22 protein-coding genes and 1 tRNA gene are annotated in these 22,049 nt (G+C 62.7%); 11 read left to right on the top strand and 12 right to left on the bottom strand.

What is annotated here, in order from left to right; all coding sequences use genetic code 11:
* Nucleotides 1-20: 20 nt before the first annotated feature.
* Genes AB1724_00240 through AB1724_00215 form a run of 6 tightly spaced genes read right to left on the bottom strand, consistent with a single transcriptional unit; the run spans nucleotide 21 to nucleotide 6,377 of the window.
* Nucleotides 21-602 (bottom strand): nucleotidyltransferase family protein, encoded by a 582-nt coding sequence (locus AB1724_00240; GenBank protein ID MEW6076223.1) that lies wholly within the window; start codon nucleotides 600-602, stop codon nucleotides 21-23.
* On the bottom strand, nucleotides 599-1,615 hold the full coding sequence (locus tag AB1724_00235) for an XdhC family protein (protein MEW6076222.1): 1,017 nt from the start codon (nucleotides 1,613-1,615) through the stop codon (nucleotides 599-601). Before AB1724_00235 ends, AB1724_00240 begins: the two co-directional genes overlap by 4 nt.
* Nucleotides 1,605-2,762, bottom strand: coding sequence for an MFS transporter (locus tag AB1724_00230; protein MEW6076221.1), 1,158 nt, complete (start codon nucleotides 2,760-2,762; stop codon nucleotides 1,605-1,607). Before AB1724_00230 ends, AB1724_00235 begins: the two co-directional genes overlap by 11 nt.
* Nucleotides 2,759-3,598, bottom strand: coding sequence for a xanthine dehydrogenase family protein subunit M (locus AB1724_00225; protein ID MEW6076220.1), 840 nt, complete (start codon nucleotides 3,596-3,598; stop codon nucleotides 2,759-2,761). Before AB1724_00225 ends, AB1724_00230 begins: the two co-directional genes overlap by 4 nt.
* The gene (locus AB1724_00220) at nucleotides 3,595-4,077 is read right to left on the bottom strand and encodes a (2Fe-2S)-binding protein (GenBank protein MEW6076219.1); all 483 of its coding nucleotides are present in this window, start codon (nucleotides 4,075-4,077) and stop codon (nucleotides 3,595-3,597) included. Before AB1724_00220 ends, AB1724_00225 begins: the two co-directional genes overlap by 4 nt.
* Nucleotides 4,074-6,377 (bottom strand): xanthine dehydrogenase family protein molybdopterin-binding subunit, encoded by a 2,304-nt coding sequence (locus AB1724_00215; protein MEW6076218.1) that lies wholly within the window; start codon nucleotides 6,375-6,377, stop codon nucleotides 4,074-4,076. The genes AB1724_00220 and AB1724_00215 overlap by 4 nt, the downstream gene beginning before the upstream one ends.
* 295 nt (nucleotides 6,378-6,672) lie before the next feature.
* Here AB1724_00215 and AB1724_00210 point away from each other — a divergent pair, with 295 nt between their 5' ends.
* The 4 genes from AB1724_00210 to AB1724_00195 are packed head-to-tail and all read left to right on the top strand — an operon-like array spanning nucleotide 6,673 to nucleotide 10,962.
* On the top strand, nucleotides 6,673-7,980 hold the full coding sequence (locus AB1724_00210) for a hypothetical protein (GenBank protein MEW6076217.1): 1,308 nt from the start codon (nucleotides 6,673-6,675) through the stop codon (nucleotides 7,978-7,980).
* Nucleotides 7,973-9,085: a histidinol-phosphate transaminase gene (gene hisC / locus AB1724_00205; GenBank protein MEW6076216.1), complete on the top strand. Its 1,113-nt coding sequence runs from the start codon at nucleotides 7,973-7,975 to the stop codon at nucleotides 9,083-9,085. Before AB1724_00210 ends, hisC begins: the two co-directional genes overlap by 8 nt.
* Before the next feature lie 27 nt (nucleotides 9,086-9,112).
* On the top strand, nucleotides 9,113-9,910 hold the full coding sequence (locus tag AB1724_00200; protein MEW6076215.1) for a thioesterase family protein: 798 nt from the start codon (nucleotides 9,113-9,115) through the stop codon (nucleotides 9,908-9,910).
* Between the two features lie 26 nt (nucleotides 9,911-9,936).
* On the top strand, nucleotides 9,937-10,962 hold the full coding sequence (locus tag AB1724_00195) for a glycoside hydrolase family 3 N-terminal domain-containing protein (GenBank protein ID MEW6076214.1): 1,026 nt from the start codon (nucleotides 9,937-9,939) through the stop codon (nucleotides 10,960-10,962).
* Between the two features lie 8 nt (nucleotides 10,963-10,970).
* Here the strand turns inward: AB1724_00195 and tsaD are convergent, their stop codons facing one another.
* A complete protein-coding gene (gene tsaD, locus AB1724_00190; protein MEW6076213.1) occupies nucleotides 10,971-11,972 on the bottom strand; it encodes a tRNA (adenosine(37)-N6)-threonylcarbamoyltransferase complex transferase subunit TsaD in 1,002 nt (333 codons plus the stop codon).
* A gap of 163 nt (nucleotides 11,973-12,135) precedes the next feature.
* Nucleotides 12,136-13,176 carry a phosphoribosylformylglycinamidine cyclo-ligase gene (gene purM, locus AB1724_00185; GenBank protein MEW6076212.1) on the bottom strand — a complete coding sequence of 347 codons (1,041 nt, stop codon included), beginning with the start codon at nucleotides 13,174-13,176 and terminating at the stop codon, nucleotides 12,136-12,138.
* 161 nt (nucleotides 13,177-13,337) lie between these two features.
* Between purM and AB1724_00180 the strand changes: the two genes are divergently transcribed.
* The 5 genes from AB1724_00180 (at nucleotide 13,338) to AB1724_00160 (ending at nucleotide 16,971) form a co-directional block, all read left to right on the top strand.
* Nucleotides 13,338-14,507 carry an aminotransferase class I/II-fold pyridoxal phosphate-dependent enzyme gene (locus AB1724_00180; GenBank protein ID MEW6076211.1) on the top strand — a complete coding sequence of 390 codons (1,170 nt, stop codon included), beginning with the start codon at nucleotides 13,338-13,340 and terminating at the stop codon, nucleotides 14,505-14,507.
* A gap of 9 nt (nucleotides 14,508-14,516) precedes the next feature.
* Nucleotides 14,517-15,830: a homoserine dehydrogenase gene (locus AB1724_00175; GenBank protein ID MEW6076210.1), complete on the top strand. Its 1,314-nt coding sequence runs from the start codon at nucleotides 14,517-14,519 to the stop codon at nucleotides 15,828-15,830.
* A 27-nt stretch (nucleotides 15,831-15,857) separates the two neighbouring features.
* Nucleotides 15,858-16,466, top strand: a complete 609-nt coding sequence (gene thrH / locus AB1724_00170) for a bifunctional phosphoserine phosphatase/homoserine phosphotransferase ThrH (GenBank protein ID MEW6076209.1) — start codon at nucleotides 15,858-15,860, stop codon at nucleotides 16,464-16,466.
* Nucleotides 16,463-16,774 (top strand): DUF167 domain-containing protein, encoded by a 312-nt coding sequence (locus AB1724_00165; GenBank protein MEW6076208.1) that lies wholly within the window; start codon nucleotides 16,463-16,465, stop codon nucleotides 16,772-16,774. The genes thrH and AB1724_00165 overlap by 4 nt, the downstream gene beginning before the upstream one ends.
* Before the next feature lie 120 nt (nucleotides 16,775-16,894).
* Nucleotides 16,895-16,971: transfer RNA gene (locus AB1724_00160), tRNA-Met, on the top strand.
* A 261-nt stretch (nucleotides 16,972-17,232) separates the two neighbouring features.
* On the opposite strand, the gene AB1724_00155 is transcribed toward AB1724_00160, so the two are convergent.
* Nucleotides 17,233-17,721, bottom strand: a complete 489-nt coding sequence (locus tag AB1724_00155) for a CreA family protein (GenBank protein ID MEW6076207.1) — start codon at nucleotides 17,719-17,721, stop codon at nucleotides 17,233-17,235.
* Nucleotides 17,718-18,425: a hypothetical protein gene (locus tag AB1724_00150; GenBank protein ID MEW6076206.1), complete on the bottom strand. Its 708-nt coding sequence runs from the start codon at nucleotides 18,423-18,425 to the stop codon at nucleotides 17,718-17,720. Before AB1724_00150 ends, AB1724_00155 begins: the two co-directional genes overlap by 4 nt.
* On the opposite strand from AB1724_00150, the gene AB1724_00145 reads away from it, so the two are divergent.
* The gene (locus AB1724_00145; GenBank protein ID MEW6076205.1) at nucleotides 18,406-18,633 is read left to right on the top strand and encodes a hypothetical protein; all 228 of its coding nucleotides are present in this window, start codon (nucleotides 18,406-18,408) and stop codon (nucleotides 18,631-18,633) included. The two genes, AB1724_00150 and AB1724_00145, sit on opposite strands and share 20 nt — an antisense overlap.
* Nucleotides 18,634-18,823: 190 nt before the next feature.
* Nucleotides 18,824-19,183, top strand: a complete 360-nt coding sequence (locus AB1724_00140; GenBank protein MEW6076204.1) for a NifB/NifX family molybdenum-iron cluster-binding protein — start codon at nucleotides 18,824-18,826, stop codon at nucleotides 19,181-19,183.
* Nucleotides 19,184-19,223: 40 nt separating this feature from the next.
* Here AB1724_00140 and AB1724_00135 read toward each other — a convergent pair whose 3' ends face one another.
* On the bottom strand, nucleotides 19,224-20,318 hold the full coding sequence (locus AB1724_00135; GenBank protein MEW6076203.1) for a hypothetical protein: 1,095 nt from the start codon (nucleotides 20,316-20,318) through the stop codon (nucleotides 19,224-19,226).
* A gap of 107 nt (nucleotides 20,319-20,425) precedes the next feature.
* Nucleotides 20,426-22,009 carry a murein biosynthesis integral membrane protein MurJ gene (gene murJ / locus AB1724_00130; protein ID MEW6076202.1) on the bottom strand — a complete coding sequence of 528 codons (1,584 nt, stop codon included), beginning with the start codon at nucleotides 22,007-22,009 and terminating at the stop codon, nucleotides 20,426-20,428.
* Between the last annotated feature and the right edge of the window lie 40 nt (nucleotides 22,010-22,049).

Here is a 22,049-nt window from a genome sequence, read left to right as displayed (position 1 = left end):
CTTCTCCTGTTCTGCTGGTATTAAGAAAACTGCTGTTTCAGTTGCAAATAGGTTTCGGGGGTGTCCATGTCCCGCAGGATTCCCGGCTCCCCGCACGCCACTTCAAAAACGCCCGCCCGGTTCAGCACCGCCCGCAGTCCGCCGTCTCCTTTTTCCGCGAGAATCGTTGCCTTCAATCCGGCGCGGATGAGGGGGGGGTGCCCGCGGCGGCCGCCGGCGGCAGGCACCAACACCATCCGGCCGGGGTGCCCCTCGGCGGCTTCCAGAATCCGCTCAAGGACGGAGACCGGCACCAGGGGGATGTCAACCGGGTGAATGAAAAACGCCTCGGTCTCGGGAGCGATGACCCGGACGCCGGCCTGGACCGAAGAGAACATGCCCTCTTCCGGCCGCGGGTTCTCGACCAGGACGGCGTCCAGGGGCAGGCCCGCCAGGGCGGAGGTGTTCCGGCCCGAGACCACTACAATGTTCCCCGCGCCGGCCGCCCGGTGGACGGCGATGACATGCTCCACGACCGTGACCGGCCCCAGGGGCAGGCGGGCCTTGTCGGTCCCCATGCGGCCGGAGTCTCCGGCGGCCAGGATAATGGCGGCATGCCTCATGGGGCATCTCGGCGCACGGCGATCATCCGGGCCAGGATGCTGACGGCGATTTCCGCCGGCGTTTCCGCGCCGATGGGCAGGCCCGCCGGGCTGTCCACCCGGTCAAGATCGGCCGGGGTCCATCCCGCGCGCAGCAAATCCCCGGACAGGGCGGCGCGCTTCCGGCGGCTGCCCACCATGCCGATGTAGGCGGCCGTCGTTGCCAGGGCCTGTTCCAGAACCACCCGGTCATGCCGGTGGCCGTAAGTGGCGATCAGGAGAAAGGTGGCGGCGTCCGCATCCGGTCCGGCCAGGCACCCTGCAAACGACGGCAGGACGCGGGTGGCCACCGTTTCGGGGAAAAGCCCTGCCGCAAACCGCTCCGGCCGGTCATCCAGGACCGTCACCCGGAAACCGGCGGCCAGGGCCATGGGCGCCAGGGCGGCGGCGATATGGCCGGCGCCGAAAACCATCAGACGGGGCGGCGGCGCCAAGGTGAAAACAAACGTTTCGGATGCGGCCGGTCCCTGCGTAGACGGCGCCGGGGCCGGACACAGGGACCAGTCCACGGTCTTGAACACACGGACGGGGGACGCTCCCACCGGCCGGCCGGAAGCGCCGGCGCTGTCCGGTTCGTCATGGCACTGGATCCGGAGGGAAACCGGGGCGCCGTCCCGGAGGCACTCCCCGGCCCGGCCAAAAAAATTTCCCGCCGGCCCGGCATCCGGTCCCAGGGGAACGATGAGCACGGCCATCCAGCCGCCGCAGAGCAGGCCGGCTTCCATGGTCAGGTGAAGGCGGAAGAGACGGACCCGCCCGTCCGCCAGGCACTGGCGGGCCAGGGCCAGGGCTTCATATTCCGGGGCCCCGCCGCCGATGGTGCCGCTGGTATCCCCGCCGCCGGTCACCAGCATCATGGCCGACGGCCCGGCCGGGACCGGGCCGTCCTGCTCCACCACCAGCATCAGGGCAACGGATTGCCCGTCCGCCAGCAGATCGACCAGGCGCTTTAATATAATAAGGTTATCGGTCATGAGCGGAAGCCGCCATCAGCACCAGGAAAGCCGCCGGAAGCATGAGCGCGCCGCCGGCCAGAAACAGCGGGGCATAACCGGCCTGGGCCAGAATCATGCCGCCCGCCAGGGGGCCGAGGAAAAAGCCCGCCTGGAGCATGAGGAATATCAGGTTCTGGTTGAGGCCCCGGGTTTCCGGCGGGGAAATGACAAAGCCGAGGGCATTGAGCAGCGGCATGGCGATTCCCCATCCCGCGCCGCAGACAGCGGCGGCGGCCAGCAGGGACGCCATGCCGGCGCACAGGGGCAGCGCGGCGATGGCGGCGGCGGACAGCACCAGGGCGCCGGCGGTCAGCCGCGCCTTGTCGAAACGGTCAAAGAGAAACCCGCCCGCCAGGCGGACGGCGATCATCACCAGGGTGGCCAGGGTGAAAAAGAGCCCGCTGTGGGCCAGGCCCGCTTGGGCCAGCAGGCCTTTGATGAAGAAAAAGGTGATGGCGTAGGAGGCGTACACCAGAAGGGTCGCCAGCAGCAGGCAGCCGAGCCGGACGTCCTTCAGGCTGCGGCCCATATCGGCCAGGGGCGAACCCGGCGCGGCGCTTTTTTCCGCGGGCGAGGCCGGGATGAAGATTAAGGCCAGCGCCGGGAAAAGCCCCAGCAGGACCGACCAGCGGATGACCGGGCCGAAACCGGCCGGGGTAATCCCCAGCAGGCCAAACAGCGGCGGCACGGCGGCGTAAGGCACCAAGCGGATCATGGAGATCCAGCCGAAGGCCTGGCCGCTGCGCTCCGGGGGAATGCACAGGACCAGCAGCGGCATGAAGGCGGTCATGACGCAGATGAAGCCGGCGCCCTGCAGCAGGCGCGCCGCCGTGAAGGGGACGGCCCGGGAGACGGTCCCTTCGGCCAGCAGGGCCGCGGCCAGGACCAGCGACCCGGCCGCCAGCCAGGCACGGGCGTTTCTGGCCGAGACCAGCGGCAGGATGAACGGTTGCACCACCAGGGCGGCCAGGGCGTCCGCGCCGATAATAAATCCGGCCGCCCGCTCGGAAATGCCCAGGCTGGTCAGGTAGAGCTGGAGGGGGAAAAACAGGGCCACAATGGTCGAAATGGCCAGCAGCTGGGTGCAGAGGAGAAGAAACGGTCGGGTCAGCAGGCCGGTGGTCATGGGGTCTCCAGCCTCAGGAGCAGGTTGGCGGACAGCATCCGGCGGTATTCGGCCGTAGCCCGGATGTCGTCGATGGGACGAACGGCCCGGCGGACGGCTTCCCCGGCCTCCCGGAGGCTGGCTTCGGAAAGCGGCCGGCCGGTCAGCCGGGCTTCGGCTTCGGGACAGCGCACCACGCAGGGGCCGACACTGCCCCAGGCCAGGCGCGCTTCGGCCACCCGGTTCCCTTCGTCCAGACGGACCAGGGCCGCCAGGCTGGCCACGGCAACGGCCAGGGCATTGCGCCTGCCGACTTTCTCAAAATGGCGGATGGCAAACTCGCCCGGGGGCGGCAGATGAACGGCCGTCAGCAGTTCGCCCGCCGACAGGACGGTTTTTTTCGGCCCCGTGATAAACGCCTCGACCGGCACCCGGCGCCGGTTTTCCCCGTCGGACAGTTCCAGGCGGGCCTCCAGCAGGTAAAGGGGCGGCAGGCAGTCGCCGGCGGGTGAGGCGGTGCAGATGTTGCCGCCGATGGTGGCCATGTTGCGGATGGCCGGGCCGCCCACGGTGGCCGCGGCCATGGCCAGCAGGGGATACCGCTCCGCCACCAGCGGGTGACGGATGACGGCCGACAGGGGGGCGGCGGCGCCGATGACGATCCCCCCGTCCGTGCCCGGGGCGATCTGACGGAGAGCCGCTATCCGCTCCAGGCAGACAAGGGGCCGCCCGCCGGAGCCGGTTTTACGTTCGGCCACCAGCAGATCGGTCCCGCCGGCCATGATCAGGGCGTCGCCGTACTGCCGGCGCAGATCGAAGCAGGCCTCCAGGGATTCGGGGAAAAAGACCGCGCTCATGGCGACTCCGTCCTGACCCGCGTCACGGCATCGATGATCTTGACGTAGCCGGTGCAGCGGCAGAGGTTTCCGGACAGGGCCCGCCTGGCGGCCTCCCGGTCCGGGGACGGGGCCTGCCGCAGCAGGGCCAGGGCGGTCATCTCCATGCCGGGCATGCAGTAGCCGCACTGGACCGCGCCGTGGGCCTCGAAGGCGTCCACCAGCCCGCGGCCGAGGGGCGTCTGCTCCAGGGACTCGACGGTTTCCACGGCATGTCCCTCCAGCTGGGCGGCCAGCATGAGACAGGCCAGGCGGGGCTCTCCGTCCACCAGGATGGTGCAGGCGCCGCACTCGCCGGTGCCGCACCCTTCCTTGCTCCCGGTCAGGCCGAGGTCCTCCCGGAGCAGGTCGATGACCCGCCGGTCAGGGGCGGTCCTGACCGTGACAGGCGCTCCGTTGAGGCTGAAATTAACGGCCGCTGAGGCATCGACAAGCGTCATGGCTCCCTTTCCTTTTCAGCCGGCGGCACATCCGCCGCCGCTGCGCGCAGGACCGCTTCCGGCGTCAGGGGGGCCCGGCGGATGCGGCCGCAGCCGGCATCGGCCAGGGCGTTGGCAATGGCCGGCAGGGGGCCGTTCATGGCCACCTCGCCGATCCCCTTCATGCCGAAAGGCCCGGTCGTTTCGGTCTGCCCGGTGGCGGCGACGGAAACGATCTCCGGCAGATCCAGGCTGCCGGGAATGATGTAAGTGGTCAGGTCGCCGGTCCGGACATGCCCGTCGCGGACGACGAAGTCCTCGTACAGGGCGTACCCCATGCCCTGGGCCACCCCGCCCTGGACCTGCTGATCGAACATGGCCGGGTTGATCACCTGCCCGCCGTCGGTCACGGCCAGGTAGTCGCTGACGCGCACCGCGCCGGTAAGGGTGTCTGCTTCGATCCGGACCAGATGGGCGCCGTAGGCGAAAATCACATGGGGGAAACCGATGAAAAAATCCTTGCCGGTGTCCGGCACCGAGGGGCAGACGGGGGCCACAAACTGGCCCAGGCAGACCCGCTCCTCGGGCTGCATAAAACCGGCCAGCCGCTCCAGGGGCACGGCCCGGTCCGAGGGGAGATGGCGCACCCGGCCCGGCTCCAGGGCCAGGCCGTCATCGTTCTGTAAAAAAAGGATCAGCCCGGCCCGGTTGATCAGGCGGCTTTTCATCTCCTCGCAGGCGATCATCAGGGCCCGGCCGTAAGTATAGGTGGTCCGGCCGGCGGACGAAGACCCGGAGGGATAGGCCGTGCCGGTGTCCGGCTGGCGCAGGCTCACCCGCCCGGCGTCCTGGTTGAGGATGTGGCCGGCGATCTGGACAAAGGCGCAGCTGTTGCCCTGGCCCATGTCGGAGACGGCGTTGTGGACGATAAACCGGCCGGCGGCGTCCATTTCGATTTTGGCGATGGCGGCGTCCCGGACCCCGCCGCCGTACCCGGCGGCGTTGAAAACGGCCGCCAGCCCCGTGCCCCGGCGGGTGCGGGGCGGCGCCTGCCGCTGCCAGTCCAGCCGCTCCCGCCACAGGGGATGACGGCCGATGATCTCCAGGCACTCCCGGATGCCGGTGGAGGTTTCCAGGCGCACCCCGGCGCAGTTGGTGTCCCCGGGGTCCAGGGCATTGGCCAGCCGCAGGTCCAGCCGGTCCATTTTCAGGCGGTCGGCCAGCAGGTCCATCATGGATTCAAAGGCGAAACTGACCTGGCAGACGCCGAAGGCGCGCATGGCCCCGGCAACGGGATTATTGGTGTAGACGCAATGGCCCTCGATGCGGGCGTGGGGAATACGGTAGGGGCCGCCGGCGTGTTCCATGCCCAGCTCCATGACCTCGCCGCCCAGGTGGGCGTAAGCGCCGGTGTCATACCACAGCCGGGCGTGCAGGGCCCGCAGGGTGCCGTCCCGGTCAGCGCCCAGGCGGTACTGCAGGCGGCAGGCGTGACGCTTGTAGCCGGCCAGAAAACTCTCCTCGCGATCCCAGATCATTTTCACCGGCCGGCCGCCGGCATTGAGGGCGGCCAGGGCCAGCAGGCACTGGACCGTGGCCCCGTCCTTGCCGCCGAAGCCCCCGCCCAGGCTGGGGGCCGCGATGCGGATGCGGTCAAAGGCAAGGCCCAGGGCATGGCCGATCTCCAGCCGGTCCCGGAAGGGCGACTGGGTGGACACCTCCATCCGGATGGTGCCGTCCGGCTGCAGGCAGGCGACGCCGTTTTCGGTTTCCAGAAAGGCGTGGGCCTGCACCGGCACGGAGAAAGAGCCCTCGACCACGACCGGGCACTCCTCCAGGGCGTCGGCTCCCCGGCCCTTGCAGATAACGGCCTTGTTCAGGATGTTACCGGGGCGGTCCTCATGGACCAGGGCCGCGCCCGGGGCCAGGGCCGCGTCCAGGTCGTACACGCCCGGCAGCGGCTCGATATGGGCACTGACCCGGGCGGCGCCGGCCCGGGCGGCCGCCCGGCTTTCCGCCAGCACCAGGGCCACCGGATCCCCGCCGTAGCGGACGCGATCGCCCGCCAGGACGGGCATGTCCTTGTGAACCAGCCCCTGAAGATTGGTGCCGGGCACATCAGCGGCCGTCAGCACCTTGACAACGCCCGGAACCGCCAGGGCCTCGGCAATGTCCACCCGGACGATGCGGCCGGAAGGGATCCCCGGCCGGACAGCCGCCGCCCAGAGCATATTGTCCGGATAACAATCCGCGGCATAATGCTCCCGGCCGGTCGCCTTGGCCCGGGCATCGCCCCGCGGAACCGGTTCTCCGATCCGCATGGGCTTTGTTTCTTGGTTCGTGCTGTCAGGTGAACGGGTCATGTCGGTCAATGAATTAAGAAAATGATGACAGAATCTCTCTATAACAAGAACGGTATACCCTGTCAATTTCCGGCCGATGCCCCCCGCCCGCCCGCCTTCCGGCCGTTTTTTTTCATTGAAGCACAGAGGGTTATACGGTACTCTGACGGGCAATTCACGCTCGGCCCCATGCCCGGGGCGGTTTGGCGTGCCAGGGAAAGCATATATTAATGATGGGTCGGAAACAGCCTGACCGTCTCTCCGGAGGGACCCTATGAAACATGACTCTCCACCTGTTTTTTTAACCGTGCCCGCTGATCCGGCCTGGGTCCCGGTGGTCCAGTCCGTGGCGGAAACCGTCGCCCGGATCTTCCGCCTTGACCGGACAAAGGGATTGCGCCTGGCCATGGGAATGGAAGAGGTGCTGCTCTACCTGTCGCAGGTGGTGCCCGGAACACCGATTAAGATCGAGGTCGGACCCGACGCCACCGCCGTGCGGGCTGTTTTCTCGCTGGACGCCGAGGCCCTCGACCTTTCGGCCATGAACATTACCGCCTCGCCTTCCCTGGCCGATGCGGACGGCCAGAACCTGCCCATGCTGCTGGCCTCGCGCCTGAGCGACGGGTTCTCCCTGACCCGGTCCGGACGGCAGATCCTGCTGACCCTTTTCCAGGAGCATGTATACCCGGCCGTGTCCCCCGTGGAGACGGCCCCGGCCCCGGCCCGCCCGCCGCTGCGGGTGGAGAGGGCCCGGGAGGCGTCCCTGATCGCCGATGCCTGCGCCCGGGCGCTGGGGAGATTTCCCGGAGACCGGCTGCCGTCCTGGTTCTCGACCCCGGCCAGGGGGGTGGATCTGATTCTGGCCGGCCGGATGCATCTCCTGCTGCTCCGGGACGGGGGGGACGCCGTCTGCGGCCTGCTTTGCTGGCAGGCGATATCCGGAAAAAGCATCGTGTTCTCCGGTCCCTGGCTGTTGTCCGGGGATGATGCCGGAGCCGCCCTGTTGCTGGAGGAGATGATCAATTCCCTGGCCCGGGGCGCGGCGGTTTCCCTGGTCAGCGACCCGGAGGCGACGCCCGGGAACGTCGATTTCGCCGGTCATGGATTCGAACTGCTGGCGACCCTGCCCGGCCGGGCGGTCGGACAGGACGCCCCGGCGGATATCCCGGTGTGGTTCCGCCACCTGCGGGAGGACGACGGCCTGAACGTCTGGGCCCACCCGGATTTCGCGCCGTTTCTGGAAGAGACCTATCGCCGCCTCTTTCTGATCCGGACCGTTCAGCCGGTTGTGGAAACCGGGGTAACCCTGACCGAGCCGTCGGTCTTCGCCGCCGCCCTGAACAAGGAGCGCCGGCAGGCGACCATCACGCCCCTGCTCAACGGAGCGGACAACCGGGACAATATCGCCGCCCATCTGAACGGGCTGAGCCAGGAAGGCTACGAGCGGATTCGCTTCCGTATCGATCTGGCGGAACCCTGGCAGGCCGCCCTGGGCGGTGAACTGGTCCGGCAGGGCTGCCGGCCGATCCTGGTGCTGCCCCACGCGGGCAGGGCCGATGTGGTGGTGTTCCAGTATGTTTAACCTCCCCCTGGACCATCTGGTCCCCTCCCATATTCAGCGCTTCGAACCCTACCAGCCGAGCCGGCCGGACAGGGAGCTGATGCGGATGTTCGGCGTGGACCACCTTTACCGCCTGAACAACAACGAGAACGTCCTGGGGCCGCCGCCGGCCGCGCGGCGGGTGATTGAACACTTCGATCCGGTCCAGTGGCCCATCTACCCCAGCGGCGACTGTTTCTATCTGCGCCAGGCCCTGGCCGAGCGGTTCGGCAAGTCGCCGGACCAGTTCCTGGTGGGCAACGGTTCCTGCGAGGTCATTACCAGCGTCATCAAGGCCTTCTGCGAGAAGGGCGACAATATCGTCACCGCCGACAAGACCTTTGCCGTGTACGAATGGGTGGCCGAATTTTCAGGGCTCGAAGCCCGGCTGGTGCCCCTGCGGCGGTTCGCTTTCGACCCCCAGGCCATGCTGGACGCCGCCGATGAGCGGACCAAGATCTTCTTTGTCTGCAACCCCAACAACCCCACCGGGACCTACTGGGACAGCGCCACCTTCCGCGGCTTCCTGGAGGCGGTGGGCAACCGGCGGATCGTGGTCATTGACGAGGCCTACTTTGAATACGTGGCCCGGGACGACTACCCCGACGGCATGGCCCTGATGAACGATTATCCCAACGTGGTCGTTTTCCGGACCTTCTCCAAGATGTACGCCCTGGCGGCGCTGCGGGTGGGGTATCTCTGCGCCGCGGCGGAGGTGGTAGACATCATCCGCCGGGCGCACGTGGTCTATTCCGTCAACGCCCTGGCCCAGGCGGCCGCGGTCGCGGCCATGGAGGACGACGCCGGCTTCATCGCCGCCACCCGCGACATGGTGGCCGGGGCCAGGGCCCTGCTGGGCGCCGAATTTGAGAATGCCGGCCTGGAGCATGTCTCGGGGGAGGGGAATTTCATGATGGTCCGGCTGCCCGTGTCGGACACGCTTTTCTACCGCAAGATGGCCGCCCGGGGCATTCTGGTCCGCACCATGACCGGCTTCCGCTTTCCCGGGTGGATCCGGGTCAGCCTGGTGACGCGGCCGGTGATGGAGGCTTTCTGCCGGGCCTTCCGGGAAGCCATGACGGCATAACTTTTTGAGGGAAACAGGAAACGCAACATGACGCATCAGTTCGACAGGGATATCGAGATCTCGCGGCGGTCGCCGCTTTCTTTTCAGACGGCCGTATCGCCCAACTGGTCGGTCAACGGCAATCCCGACGGCGGCTATCTCATGGCCCTGCTGGCCAGCGCGGCGCAGCAGAGCGGCGAAAAAAAATGGCCCCTGATCGTGACCGCCAACTTCGCGGCCCGCTGCGTGCCGGGGCCGGCGGAGGTGACCCTGGAGCTCATCGGCGGATCCCGGTCCTTCGACCGCTGGCAGGCGACCCTGTCCCAGGAGGGCGCCGTCAGAATCAGGGCGATCTGCACCATGAGCGATGAAGCCGACGACGACGGGCAGAAACGCTACGAGGACGAGGCCCCGGACCTGGCCGCCTTCGAGCGGTGCCTGGCCATGCCCAACCTGCCCGGATACACCATGTTCGAGCACCTGGAGGTAAGGCTGGACCCGTCCTGCACCGGGTGGCTGACCGGGCCGAAGTTGTCGGACATATCCGAACAGCGCGGCTGGCTGGCGTTCCGGGACGGCCGCCCCTTTGATCCCCTCTCCGTCCTGCTGGCGGCCGACGCCTTTCCGCCGGCCGTCCTGGCCAGCCAGGGCGCGGTGGCCTGGGTGCCCACCATCGAACTGTCGGTGAACCTCCGTAACGTCCCGCGGACCCCCCGGCTGAAATGCGTGTTCCGGTCGCGTTTCCTCAACCGCGGCGTGGTGGAGGAGGACGGCCGGGTCTGGGACGAAAATAACGAACTGATCGCCGTTTCCCGGCAGATTGCCCGGTTCCGGAAAAACGGCTGACGGAAAACAGCCGGCGGGAGGACAGGATGAATATCTCGGATTTTTCAGACCGGATGCTGGCCGGTCAGCGCCTGATGGCCGGTTTTGAAGGCCCCGGGTTCAATGACGACGCCCGGTACCTGGTCGAAACCCTGAATGTCGGCGGCATCATTCTTTTCTCCGGCAACCTGGAAGGCCCGGAGGAAATCAGGGAGATGTGCGCCGCGGCCCAGGCCTGCGCCGCCGCCTGCGGCCTGCCGCCCCTGTTTGTCGCCATCGACCAGGAGGGGGGCGCCGTGGCCCGGCTCAAGGCCCCGTTCACGCAGTTTCCCGGCAACCCCTCCATTCACGATGAAAAGAGCGCCGCCCGTTTCGGGGAGATGACCGCGGTGGAACTGGCCCACATCGGCGTCAATATGGACATGGCCCCGGTCATGGACGTGGCCTCCCTGCGCGACGACAGCATCATGAAAAACAGGTCGTTCCCGGGAAGTCCGGACAACGTGGCGCGCCTCGGCTGCCGGGTGATCGAACGCCTGCAGGCCGGCGGCGTCATGGCCGTGGCCAAGCATTTCCCCGGCCTGGGCCGGACCACCGCGGACACGCATATCGATTGCCTGGAGCTGGAAACGAGCGCCGGGGAGATGACCGCGACCGATCTGGTTCCCTTTCAGGCGGCCATTGACTGCGGCGTGGCCGGCATCATGCTGTCCCACGTCCTTTACAGCGACTGGGACCGGCAGTGGCCGGCGGGTATGTCCGAGGCCATTGCCGGAAAGCTGCTGCGGGAAAAGATGAAATTTGACGGCCTGGTCATGACCGATGATCTGGACATGGGCGCCATGGCCCGGCATTACGATATCGAAACCGTCATCCGGCGGGTGGTTGAGGCCGGGATCGATCTGGCCCTGGTCTGCCACCGGGGCCCCGGCCGTGAAATCGCGGCCGACACCCTTCTGCATATCATTCAGGAAAGCGAATCGGGCCGGCGGGAGGCGCTGAACTCAGTGGAGCGGATTCTGCGATTGAAACGGCAATACCTCAAAAGGGAACTCAAAATTTCTGATTTTTAGAGATAGCCTTAAGCACCGCTGACCCGGGAGAAGACGTCCGTATCCAGGGCGGCCCCGAGGCCGGATGACAGCCGGTGAAACCCGGCCACCGCGATCATGGCGGCGTTATCACCGCAAAGCTCAAGTGGCGGGACATGCAGCGACAGCCCCCGGGCCGAGGCCGCTTCCGCCAGCTTTTGCCGCACCCGGGAATTGGCCGCCACCCCGCCGACCAGGGCGATGTGGCGACTGCCTTTGACCTCGGCGGCATGGATCAGCTTGTGGCACAACACGTCCGCCACCGCTTCCTGGAATCCCGCGGCGATATCGGGAATGGTTTCCTCCAGCCTGTCCCCGGCCAGTTGAATCTGGCGGCTGACAGCCGTTTTTATGCCGCTGAAGCTGAAGTCAAATCCGTTTTTGTCCAGATAGGGCCGGGTGAATGAAACAGCGGCCGGATTTCCGCGGCCGGCGACCTTCTCAATGACAGCGCCGCCCGGATAGCCCAGGCCCAGGGCCTTGGCCACCTTGTCAAAGGCCTCGCCGGCCGCGTCGTCCCGGGTCTGCCCCATCAGTCGAGACTCCGTGGCCGAAACCACCTCATAAATCGCCGTATGCCCGCCGGACGCCAGCAGCGACACAAAGGGAAAATCCGGCGGGCTCTCTGAAATCAGAACCGAGCCCAGGTGACCGTCCAGGTGGTTGACGCCGATCAGCGGACGGTTCAGGGCATAGGCAAAGGCCTTGGCAAAGGAGAACCCCACCAGCAGGGCGCCGACCAGTCCCGGTCCCCGGGTGGCGGCCAGGGCGTCGATCCGCTCCGGGGTAATGCCGGCTTCGTCCATGGCCCGTCGGACAACCGGCACGATGTTTTCGATATGCTTGCGGGAGGCCAGCTCGGGCACAACGCCGCCATAGGGCCGGTGGATATGGACCTGGGATGAAACGATCGAGGAGAGGATGGTTTGGCCGTCCGCCACGATGGCGGCGGCGGTCTCATCGCAGGAAGTTTCAATGCCTAATATGTTCATTGATCATTTGTTCCGCCGGACCGGGGGACGCCTGGCGGTGCTTCAACTGCCGCAGGCGGGCGTTTTTTTCCAGGCGGTCTCGATGCGCGCCAGCCGACGGATCAACGCCTCACGAAGACGCCGGAAAAAATCCGGACCATTATTGGCAGCGGTCATGGCGGGCTTACTTTAACTGGACCTGGGGAGCGTTTTTCTGCCGGGTTTTGATCTCTCCGATAAGGAAGGCCTTTTCCCCCGTGGCGTTAATACTCTCAAGAACGTCCTGGAACTTGTCCTTGGCGGTTACCACCACCATGCCGATGCCGTTATTGAACGTCCGCTGCATCTCTTCATCAGCCACCTTGCCGCCCTGCTGCAGGAAGGGGAAAACGGGCGGCACCGTCCATGAACCCTTCTCGATAACCCCGGCGCAGGTCTGGGGCAGAATGCGGACCAAGTTTTCCGCCAGTCCGCCGCCGGTGATGTGGGCCATGCCGTGAACGGGAAAAAGTTTGGTCAGCTGCTTGAGCATTTCGCAGTATATTTTGGTGGGTTCCAGCAGTTCTTCACCCAGGGTCCGGCCGAACTCGTCGATATGCTTGTTTACCTTAAGCTTCATGACGTCAAAACAGATTTTTCTTGCCAGGGAATACCCGTTGCTGTGCAGGCCGCTGGAGGCGATACCGATGATCCGGTCGCCCACACGGATTTCGGAGCCGTCGATAATCTGATCATTATCGACTACGCCGACCGTAAAACCGGCCAGGTCGTATTCGTTCGGCTGGTAGAAATCGGGCAGCTCGGCCGTTTCCCCGCCGATGAGGGCGCATCCGGCCTTCTGGCAGCCGTCGGCAATACCCTTGACCACATCCGTCGCCACCTGGAGGTCCAGCTGGCCCATGGCCAGATAATCAAGGAAAAACAATGGACTGGCGCCCTGAACCGCGACGTCGTCCACGCACATGGCCACCAGATCGATGCCGACGGTATCGTGTTTGCCGGTCATGAAGGCGATTTTCAGCTTGGTGCCGACGCCGTCGGTGGAGCTGACCAGCACGGGGTTTTTCATGGCGGAAATATCAAGAGAAAACAGACCGCCGAAACCACCGATCTCTCCGATGACACCCCGGCGCTTGGTCTTTTTGGCGAGTTTCTTGATCTGATTCACAAAGGCGTTGCCCTTGTCGATGTCAACGCCTGAATCTTTGTAAGTGATAGCTGCCATTCCCGTTTCCTGTAAGATAATCCGACTGTTCCGTATCCCTTGTAACAAGACTGTTGATATTAACGCCGACCGCCTGAAAAGTCAAAATATTTTTTGACAGCATCGGCGTATCTGTAGTATTGAATTCAAATTTACTATTTTGCTGACTGGAAACGCTTATGATGGAAAATAAGTTTGGAAGGCTGGACCGTCTGCCGCCCTATGTGTTCGCGACGGTTACCCAGCTCAAGATGGAAGAGCGCCGGGCGGGCAAGGATATCATCGATCTGGGCATGGGCAATCCCGACCTGCCGGCCCCTGATCATGTCATCGACAAGCTGGTCGAAGCGGCCCGGAAGCCTCACAATCACCGCTATTCCGCCTCCATGGGCATCCGCAAGCTCCGCCTGGCCATCGCCGACTGGTACCAGCGCCGCTATGACGTGGCCATCGATTACGAAGAAGAAGCCATCGCCACCATCGGCGTCAAGGAGGGGTTCTCCCACCTGACCCTGGTGACCATCAGCCCGGGAGATCTGGTCTTCACCCCCAGCCCGACCTACCCCATTCATCCTTACGCCACCATCATTGCCGGCGGCAACGTCCGCGGTATCCCGGTGGGGCCGGGCGAGGATTTTCTGAAAAACCTCATCGACGGCACCCGCCAGAGCTGGCCCAAACCCAAGATGCTGGTCATCAGCTATCCCCACAACCCCACCACGGAAGTGGTGGAGCTGGATTTCTTCAAGGAGATCGTGGCCTACGCCCGGAAATACAACGTCATGATCATCCATGACTTTGCCTACGCCGACCTGGTCTTTGACGGTTACGTGGCGCCGAGCTTTCTCCAGGTGGAAGGCGCCAAGGACGTGGGCGTGGAGTTTTTTTCCCTGTCCAAGAGCTACAACATGCCCGGCTGGCGCGTCGGCTTCTGCGTCGGCAACCGGCACATCGTCGCGGCCCTGCGGCGGATCAAGAGTTATCTGGATTACGGCATGTTCCAGCCCATCCAGATCGCTTCCATCATCGCCTTAAACGGGCCCCAGGACTGCGTTCATGAAATCTGCGAGATTTACCGTTCCCGGCGCGACGCTCTGGTCAACGGGCTGAACCGGGTGGGCTGGCCCATCGAAAAACCCAAGGCGACCATGTTCGTCTGGGCCCGGATACCTGAAAAGTACCGGCACCTGGGATCGGTAGAGTTCTCCAAAATGCTGATCCATGAGTCCCAGGTGGCGGTCTCCCCGGGCCTGGGGTTCGGCGAGTACGGTGACGACTATGTCCGCTTCGCGCTGATTGAAAATGAAATGCGCATCAGCCAGGCGGTGCGGGGAATTAAAAAAATATTATAGGACCTGTTTATGAAAGAGATCTCCGTCGGCCTGATCGGCTGCGGCACGGTCGGCACGGGCGTGGCTAAAATCCTGCTGGAAAAGCAGCCGCTGATCTCCTCCCGGACCGGACTGGCGATCCGGCTGAAACGCATCGCCGACATTGACACAAAACGCGACCGGGGCCTGGCCATTCCGGCGGGCGTCATGACCGCCGATGCCGGAGCGGTCATCGGCGATCCGGACATCGATATCATCGTGGAACTGGTCGGCGGCGTCACCATCGCCCGGGACTTGATGCTGCGGGCCATCGACAGCGGCAAGCACATCGTCACCGCCAACAAGGCACTGCTGTCGGCCCACGGCGACCGGATTTTCCCCCTGGCCGCGGAAAAAGGCGTGGATATCGCCTACGAAGCCAGCGTGGGCGGATGCATGCCCATCATCCGGACCATCCGGGAATCCCTGGTGGCCGACCGGATCGATTCCATCCGCGGGATTCTAAACGGCACCTGCAATTACATCCTGACCAAGATCACGGAAGAGCACTGTCCCTTCGCGGTCGCCCTGAAGGAAGCCCAGGAAAAGGGATTTGCCGAGGCCGACCCCACTCTGGACATTGACGGCCTGGACACCGCCCACAAACTGGCCATTTTAAACACCATCGGCTTCGGCATGACCATCCGGCTGGAGGACATCTACGTTGAGGGCATCAGGGCCATCACGCCGCTGGATATCGAATTTGCCGAGGCCTTCGGCTACCGTATCAAACTGCTGGCCATCAGCAAACAGACCGACGACGGCGTGGAAGCGCGGATTCACCCCACCATGATTCCCCGGGGCAACCTTCTCTCCGATGTGGCCGGATCGCTGAACGCGGTTGAGGTGTCCGGCGACTGCGTGGGGGATATGATTCTGTACGGCCGGGGCGCCGGCATGATGCCCACCGCCAGCGCGGTGGTTTCCGACATCGTCGATCTGGCCAGGAACATTGCCGCCGGCATCCGACAGCGTGTTCCCGCCCTGTCCTACCGGCCCGAGGCCATACGGCCCCTGCCGGTACTGCCCATGGACAACCTGGTGACCCGCTATTATTTCCGGTTTACCGCCACCGACCGGCCCGGCGTGCTTTCCAAAATCGCCGGTATTCTCGGGAACCACCACATCAGCATCCAGTCGGTTCACCAGAAGGGCCAGGATACCGGCGGGCAGGTGCCGCTGGTGATGCTGTCCCATCTGGCCCGCGAGAAAGACGTGAAGCAGGCCCTGGCGGAAATCGTCCAGCTCGACATCGTAACTGACCAACCGGTACTGATCCGGATTGAAGATACCGGCGGTCACTGACCGCCAGGGGGAAAAACAATGACCATGATGAATATCGTCTGCAGCGACCTGGAAGGCGTGTTTGTTCCGGAAGTGTGGATCAATGTCGCTCTGAAAACCGGCATCGAAGAGCTGAAACTGACCACCCGCGATATATCCGATTATGACGTGCTGATGAAGCGGCGGCTGGCCATCCTGGCCGAACACCACCTGACCATCCGGGATATCACCGACGTGATCGCCACCATCGATCCCCTGGACGGCGCTGTTGAATTGCTGGACTGGCTGCGGCGCCAGGCCCCGGTCATCATCGTGTCCGACACGTTTACCCAGTTCGCCGGGCCGCTCATGGAAAAGCTGAAAATGCCGGCCCTGTTCTGCAACGCGCTGATCATCGGGGACAACGGGGCGGTGACCGGATACGCCCTGCGGCAGAAGGACGGCAAGAAAAAGACTGTTCAGGCCCTGAAAACCTTAAATTACCGGGTCACGGCCATGGGCGACTCCTATAACGACATCAGCATGTTAAAAGAGGCGGACTGCGGTATTCTATTCCGTCCGCCGAAAAATGTCGTGGCCGAGTTTCCGGAGTTTCCCGTGGTCACCGACTATGCGACATTAAAAACCAAACTGTCCGAATCCCTGGCCCTTCCATGATCCCGGTCAAAGAAACAGCCGCCAGTCTGGAATTTAAGGTGCTGGTGGTGCCCCGATCATCCCGAAACAAGATCGTGGGTGCCGTTGACGACGCCCTCAAGGTAAAGCTGATGGCCCCGCCGGTGGAAGGGGCGGCCAACCGGATGTGCCTGGAGTTTCTGGCCAAAGCCTTTGAGGTTCCCAAATCCTCCCTGGGAATTGTATCCGGCCAATCCGGCCGCCATAAGGTGGTGGCCATCCGTTTCGCGGAAGACAGCGAGGGCAGCGAACACCTCCGGCGGATCAAGGCGCTTTTATCCGGGTATTAACGGCGCCCTCAAAACAGAAGGCCCTCCTCCGATCAAAAGAAAATCATAAATAATGGCGGCCCGCTAAAAACATCTTGACACTTTATTTTGGCATAGGTACTATTCAGCCCTGTTCATTGATGCGGGGTGGAGCAGTCTGGTAGCTCGTCGGGCTCATAACCCGGAGGTCGTAGGTTCGAATCCTGCCCCCGCTACCACAATAAAATAAAGGGTTTAAGTGAAAAACTTAAACCCTTTTTTATTGGCTGAAATGGCCGCCCCCAGCAGTACACCCAACGTCCAAACACCTTTTACGGTTTCCCGAGTAACCGCCGAAAATGCTTTTCAGCCTGAAGACCTGAAAATGTTAAGACTTCGCGCAGCGTGACAGGATAAGCGGAAAATGAGTTAACCGGGTGGAGATGTTTGGAGATAAAAGTCACATTTTCGTTTGATGGCACTTCCGGCATCAATTCTCTTTACGGCCCGGGCCAGGCCATTATCGGCACGGTGCTGATGCTGTTCTTCGGGCTGCCCTCGATGATACGGTCGCTGTAAGCCACGTAAACCAGGACGTTGCGCTGCCGATCGAAGAACCGCACGACCTGAAGCTTCTTGAAAACGAGGCTGCGGTGTTCATCAAAGACCTGTTCGCCGTCCTTCAACTCGCCCATGATCCGGATGGGGCCGACCTGGCGGCAGGCAATGCTGGCGTCACTGGTATCTTCGGCCACGCCCATTCCGCCTTTTATCCCGCCGGTTTGCGCCCGGCAGATGTGACAGGTGACGCCCTGGACTTTGGGGTCGTCAAAGGCATCAACCACGATCTTATCGTTGGGTCCGAGCCACCGGAAGCGGGTGCTGACCTCACCGGTGGTACCGCGCTCCGGGCGGCTGAAAACCCACCAACCGGAGAAAACCGCGGCCAGGAGGGCAACAAGGCCCAGAATCACTCCGATCTTTTTCATAGAGATTTATCTTTTTCAGCCAGCAGGACCGATTCTATTGCATCACTCTCAAGACAATCCGGCAGAACATATCCGCCGAAAACCGCGGACCCCACCCAGCGCGCCTCGCCCTGGACGAACAATTCGCCCAGTTTGAAAGCCGCATAGGCATCAAGATGGTCGTCATCGGCTCCGGCCGCTTCGGGAAAGCCAAGCTCCCGGGCAATCATGGCTGCCTCGGCTTGGCTGTTATGGTATGGCTTCAACGGACGGTCAACCTTCTTGTCCAGCCACCATACCGCCAGCGCAACGGCCGGATTCACTTCCACTAAGCAATGGCCGTTGTGTATGCGTCCCACGAGTCTCAAGTTTCCTGGAGCGGTACCAAAGGGATGTCCCAGGGCATGGCAGGAAAGGGCCCAGCCCGGCAGGTCGGCAAACGGTCCGGCCGTGACGGCTTTTTCTTCGATCCGGCCCTTCTCCACCCGGGCCGCTACCCATGACCGGACAGCCTGATCGATGGTACGGTCATAAAAATTATCTGATCCAAAACCCAGGGGAGAGCCCCAGGCGATCAGCACGTTTGCATAGCTCTCAAGCAACTCATAAAACCAGGAACGGAGGGATTGAGGCGGCAGGCGGTCAAAAAAACCTTTGCCATGACACAGTACCGTATCTTTGGATGGCGACGGATCAACACCGACGATGTACCAGCTGTTTTCCATTAAAACCTTTCCATCAGCACAAAACCAATTTGGAGCAAGACGGGCTCAAGGCGCGCCGCCTGGAGCCTTTCTGGCCGGCCTGAAATATTCTTTAATAATTATAAGCCACAGAAGCGGCAATGTCATCACCAATTTTACAGGTCACCGCTTAAAGCTGCCGCTTGGCGCCGATCCGGCGCTGTACTCACTGGCTGATGGCGTTTCGTAAAAGATCTTTTTTGCTGTTGCAATGACAGGGGCCTTCCGACTATATTCCCGTAACCGTCCGGCGGAGCCGCCGGTACCATTTTGTTTGCTGACAGACACCGCACCGGCACAGAAGACCATTTGCCTGAAGTTTTTTGATAATTGCACCGAAACCATCGGCAGGAACCGGATGCAAGGACAAGGAGACAACCATGAAAATCGCATTGCCATCCCGTCAGAACCAGATTGACGAACACTTCGGTCATTGTGAGCACTTTACGGTATTCACCATTGACGACCGGAAAAAAATCATCGCGGAAGAAAAAATCGCCTCGCCCGCGGGCTGCGGCTGCAAATCAAACATCGCCCAGGTACTCGCGGAAAAAGGCGTCACCCTGATGCTGGCCGGGAACATGGGCCAGGGCGCGGTGAATGTCTTGAACAGCCACGGCATCGAAGTCCTGAGGGGTTGCGCGGGCGACGTGAAAAATGTTGCGGAAAGGTGGCTGTCCGGCAGCCTGAAGGATTCGGGAATCATCTGCGCGCATCATGAGCACGGCTGCCACGAATAAACGCCGTCCTGATCACCTCGTCGATACCCGGCCGGCATGATCACTTTTTTTCCCCGAAAAAGGCTTCCACCGCGAAGGTGATGCCGGGCGTAGGAACGAACTCCTGGTCTTTACGGAAAGCGAGCTGCGGCTCGATTTCAAAAAAAAGCCACGGCCGCCAGAACCGCTGCCGGTAGGTTACATGCAGATGGATCTGATCCAGTCGGTCGCTGGGCCGGGTTTCAAAGTAGTTGTTCCAGGCATATTCCAGCGCCCGGTCTTTGTCGATCACCTGATACAGGATAAAATTCACATCGTAATAATAGCCGACCTCGTTTTCATACCAGGAACCCTCGGTCCGTGTCCTGAAAAAAAGCGCGTCAGACAGGGGCTTTTCAAAGTCAAAGCGGCTGGTGGTTTCCCAGCCGTCATCGGTGAAATATTTTACCTCCTGGGTGAACCGGACCACCCAGGGCTTGAATTTTTTCGAAATCCTGAACCGGGGGCCGGCGTAGAACACCGCCGGGAATCCATTGAGCCGGGCGCCGACTTTGAAGCTTAAATTCCTGTTTCTGGCCTTCTTAATGAAATAGCGCAGAGACAGGGTCACGTTTCTGTCGGCCTCCGGGTCAAATTCCCCTTTCTTGATGACGACGGGGGCGTCACTGAAGTCATCCTCTTCATCCCGCTCTCCGGTGATCATGAGATGAAACCGGTCTTCCAGTTCGGGAAGCACCAGCCGTAAGCGGAGCTTGGCGTCGGCGTCAAGCCCTTTTCCGTCTTCCAGAAAGGAGGACAGCCTGACTCTCAGGCTGGTTTCGTTATCTTCGATTTCCGTCCGCTCATCCCGGAAAAACGAATCCAGCCAGTTGGCGCTGGCCGTAAGCCTTTCAGAAACGATCTTGTGAAAATCATCGGCCTTCGACCCGTAGTCATCTCCGACGGGGTCCCGGGGGTTTTGAACATTTTCCTCCTCCCCGACCGTTTCCGACGTCGCCCCTGTTTCAGCCGCGACTTCCCGCGTCTGCCCGGGGATATCCTCCACCGGCAAAGAAGGCCCGAAAGACTCCCCCGCCGCCGGAATGAAGCCAAGCGCCAGCAGGACGAAAAGGCAGCCGGCATGAAACCGCCGGATATGAAAAATGGGTATTGCCATCGTGTTCCCTGGGAAAAACATCCGTTAAAATCGTGCCCCAGAAATATACTGAACAAAAAGCGACGGTGTCAAAAAGATATCCCGGACGGAACCGCTGGCGGGCGTGTTCATGGCCCGTGCGTTTTTCCGGATCCGAGCCGGGCGGCCAGTTTTTTCCCCAGGCGGATCACTTCCTCCAGCCGCAATGCGTATGCGGCGGCGATGAGCAGGCTGAGAAAAACGGCCAGGGTGATGGTGCCCGTGACCAGGCAGCCCGTCAGGGTCGTTGTATCAATGACCGTATGCAGAAATATTTTCAGCCGCTCCAGCAGCAGCCCCAGGGGAATGGACAGTCCGATGACGCGAAGGTAGAACAGATAAACCGAACGGCTGCCGGCGTTCCCGCTGCGCCGGTTCCACAGGTTAAACAACATCACCACCTGCAGAATGGCCGACAGAGAAACCGCCAGCGCCACGCCGTCCGCGCCGAAGTACCGCAGGCCGTAAACATAGATTGGCAGACTGATCACTGCCGCGGCCGTTGAAAACAGCGCCGGTAGAAGGGTGTTCTGGGTGGCATAAAAACCCCGGACCACGACGGTCTGCACCGCGAAGGCAAAAGCGCCGAGCATGAGAAAAATCAGCAGGCGGGAGGTGATCGCCGTAGCGGCGGCATCAAACCGGCCCCGCTGGAACAAGACCAGGACCGTCTCGTGACGCAGCGCCATGAACAGCGCTGAAAGGGGAATGACCAGGGCCAGATAGCGCAGGGTGCTGTTGAGCAGCCGGTTCAGTTCGCCCACCTTGCCTTCGGCGGCCAGGCGCGTCAGAAAAGGATAGGAGGCAACGCCCACGGCCTGGCCGAAAAGAGCCACGACGATATACATGATCCGCAGGGCGTAATTGAGTGCGGCGATGGACCCGGGGGGGAGATGGGACCCGAAATACTTCAGGAATATTTCAGTGACAAATGTCATGGTCAGGCCGAGCATCAGGGGGATGGTCAGGAGAATGTATCGTTTCAAATCCGGATGGCGCCAACGGAGAAGAAAACGGAACCGCATACCGATCCGGCGGGCGCCGACGTATTGCAGGGCGCAGTTGCCGATAAAGGCCCCGGCCAGCACACCCCAGGCGAACCCTTCCATTCCCAGCCACCGTCCTCCCAGCAGGCCGCCGGCGATAATGCCGAGGTTGTAGATCAGCGGCGCCAGGGCGGGGACGGCGAACCGCTCTTTGGCAAACTGCACGGCCATGAAAAGACCGCCGGCAAAGAAAAAAATTTGAGCCGGCATGATGATGCGGGTCATGCGCACGGCAGAGTGAAAACGGCCCGGATCGGTCAGACCGGGCGCCAGCAGCCTGACCAGGTGCGGTGTCAGCACAAAAGCCAGAGCGGTCAGCAGCACCAGAATGCCGCCGAAAACGGTCATAATGACGGAAAAAAGCTCCCAGCCGCGATCTTCCTCCCCCGCGGCCAGGTAATGGGAGAAAATCGGGATAAACGTCACTGAAAGAAAACCGCTGGCCACCACGTGGTTCAGAATTTCCGGAATGATGAAGGCCACCTGATAGGCGTCCACGGAGCCGCTGGCGCCGCCGGTATAGGCTATGGCCATTTCACGGAACACGCCGATGAGCCGGCTGGCGAAAATCGACGCCGTCATGATCAGGGAGGCGATCCCCACCTTCTTATATACGGAAGATGCCATGCGCTTCGGTAACACACCCGAACGGTGGAAGCAATAGGGT

Source organism: Thermodesulfobacteriota bacterium (assembly GCA_040753795.1).
Lineage (GTDB): Bacteria > Desulfobacterota > Desulfobacteria > Desulfobacterales > Desulfosudaceae > JBFMDX01.
The sequence above is the reverse complement of the archived record's forward strand: the minus strand, read 5'-3'. Positions and strand labels throughout refer to the sequence as shown.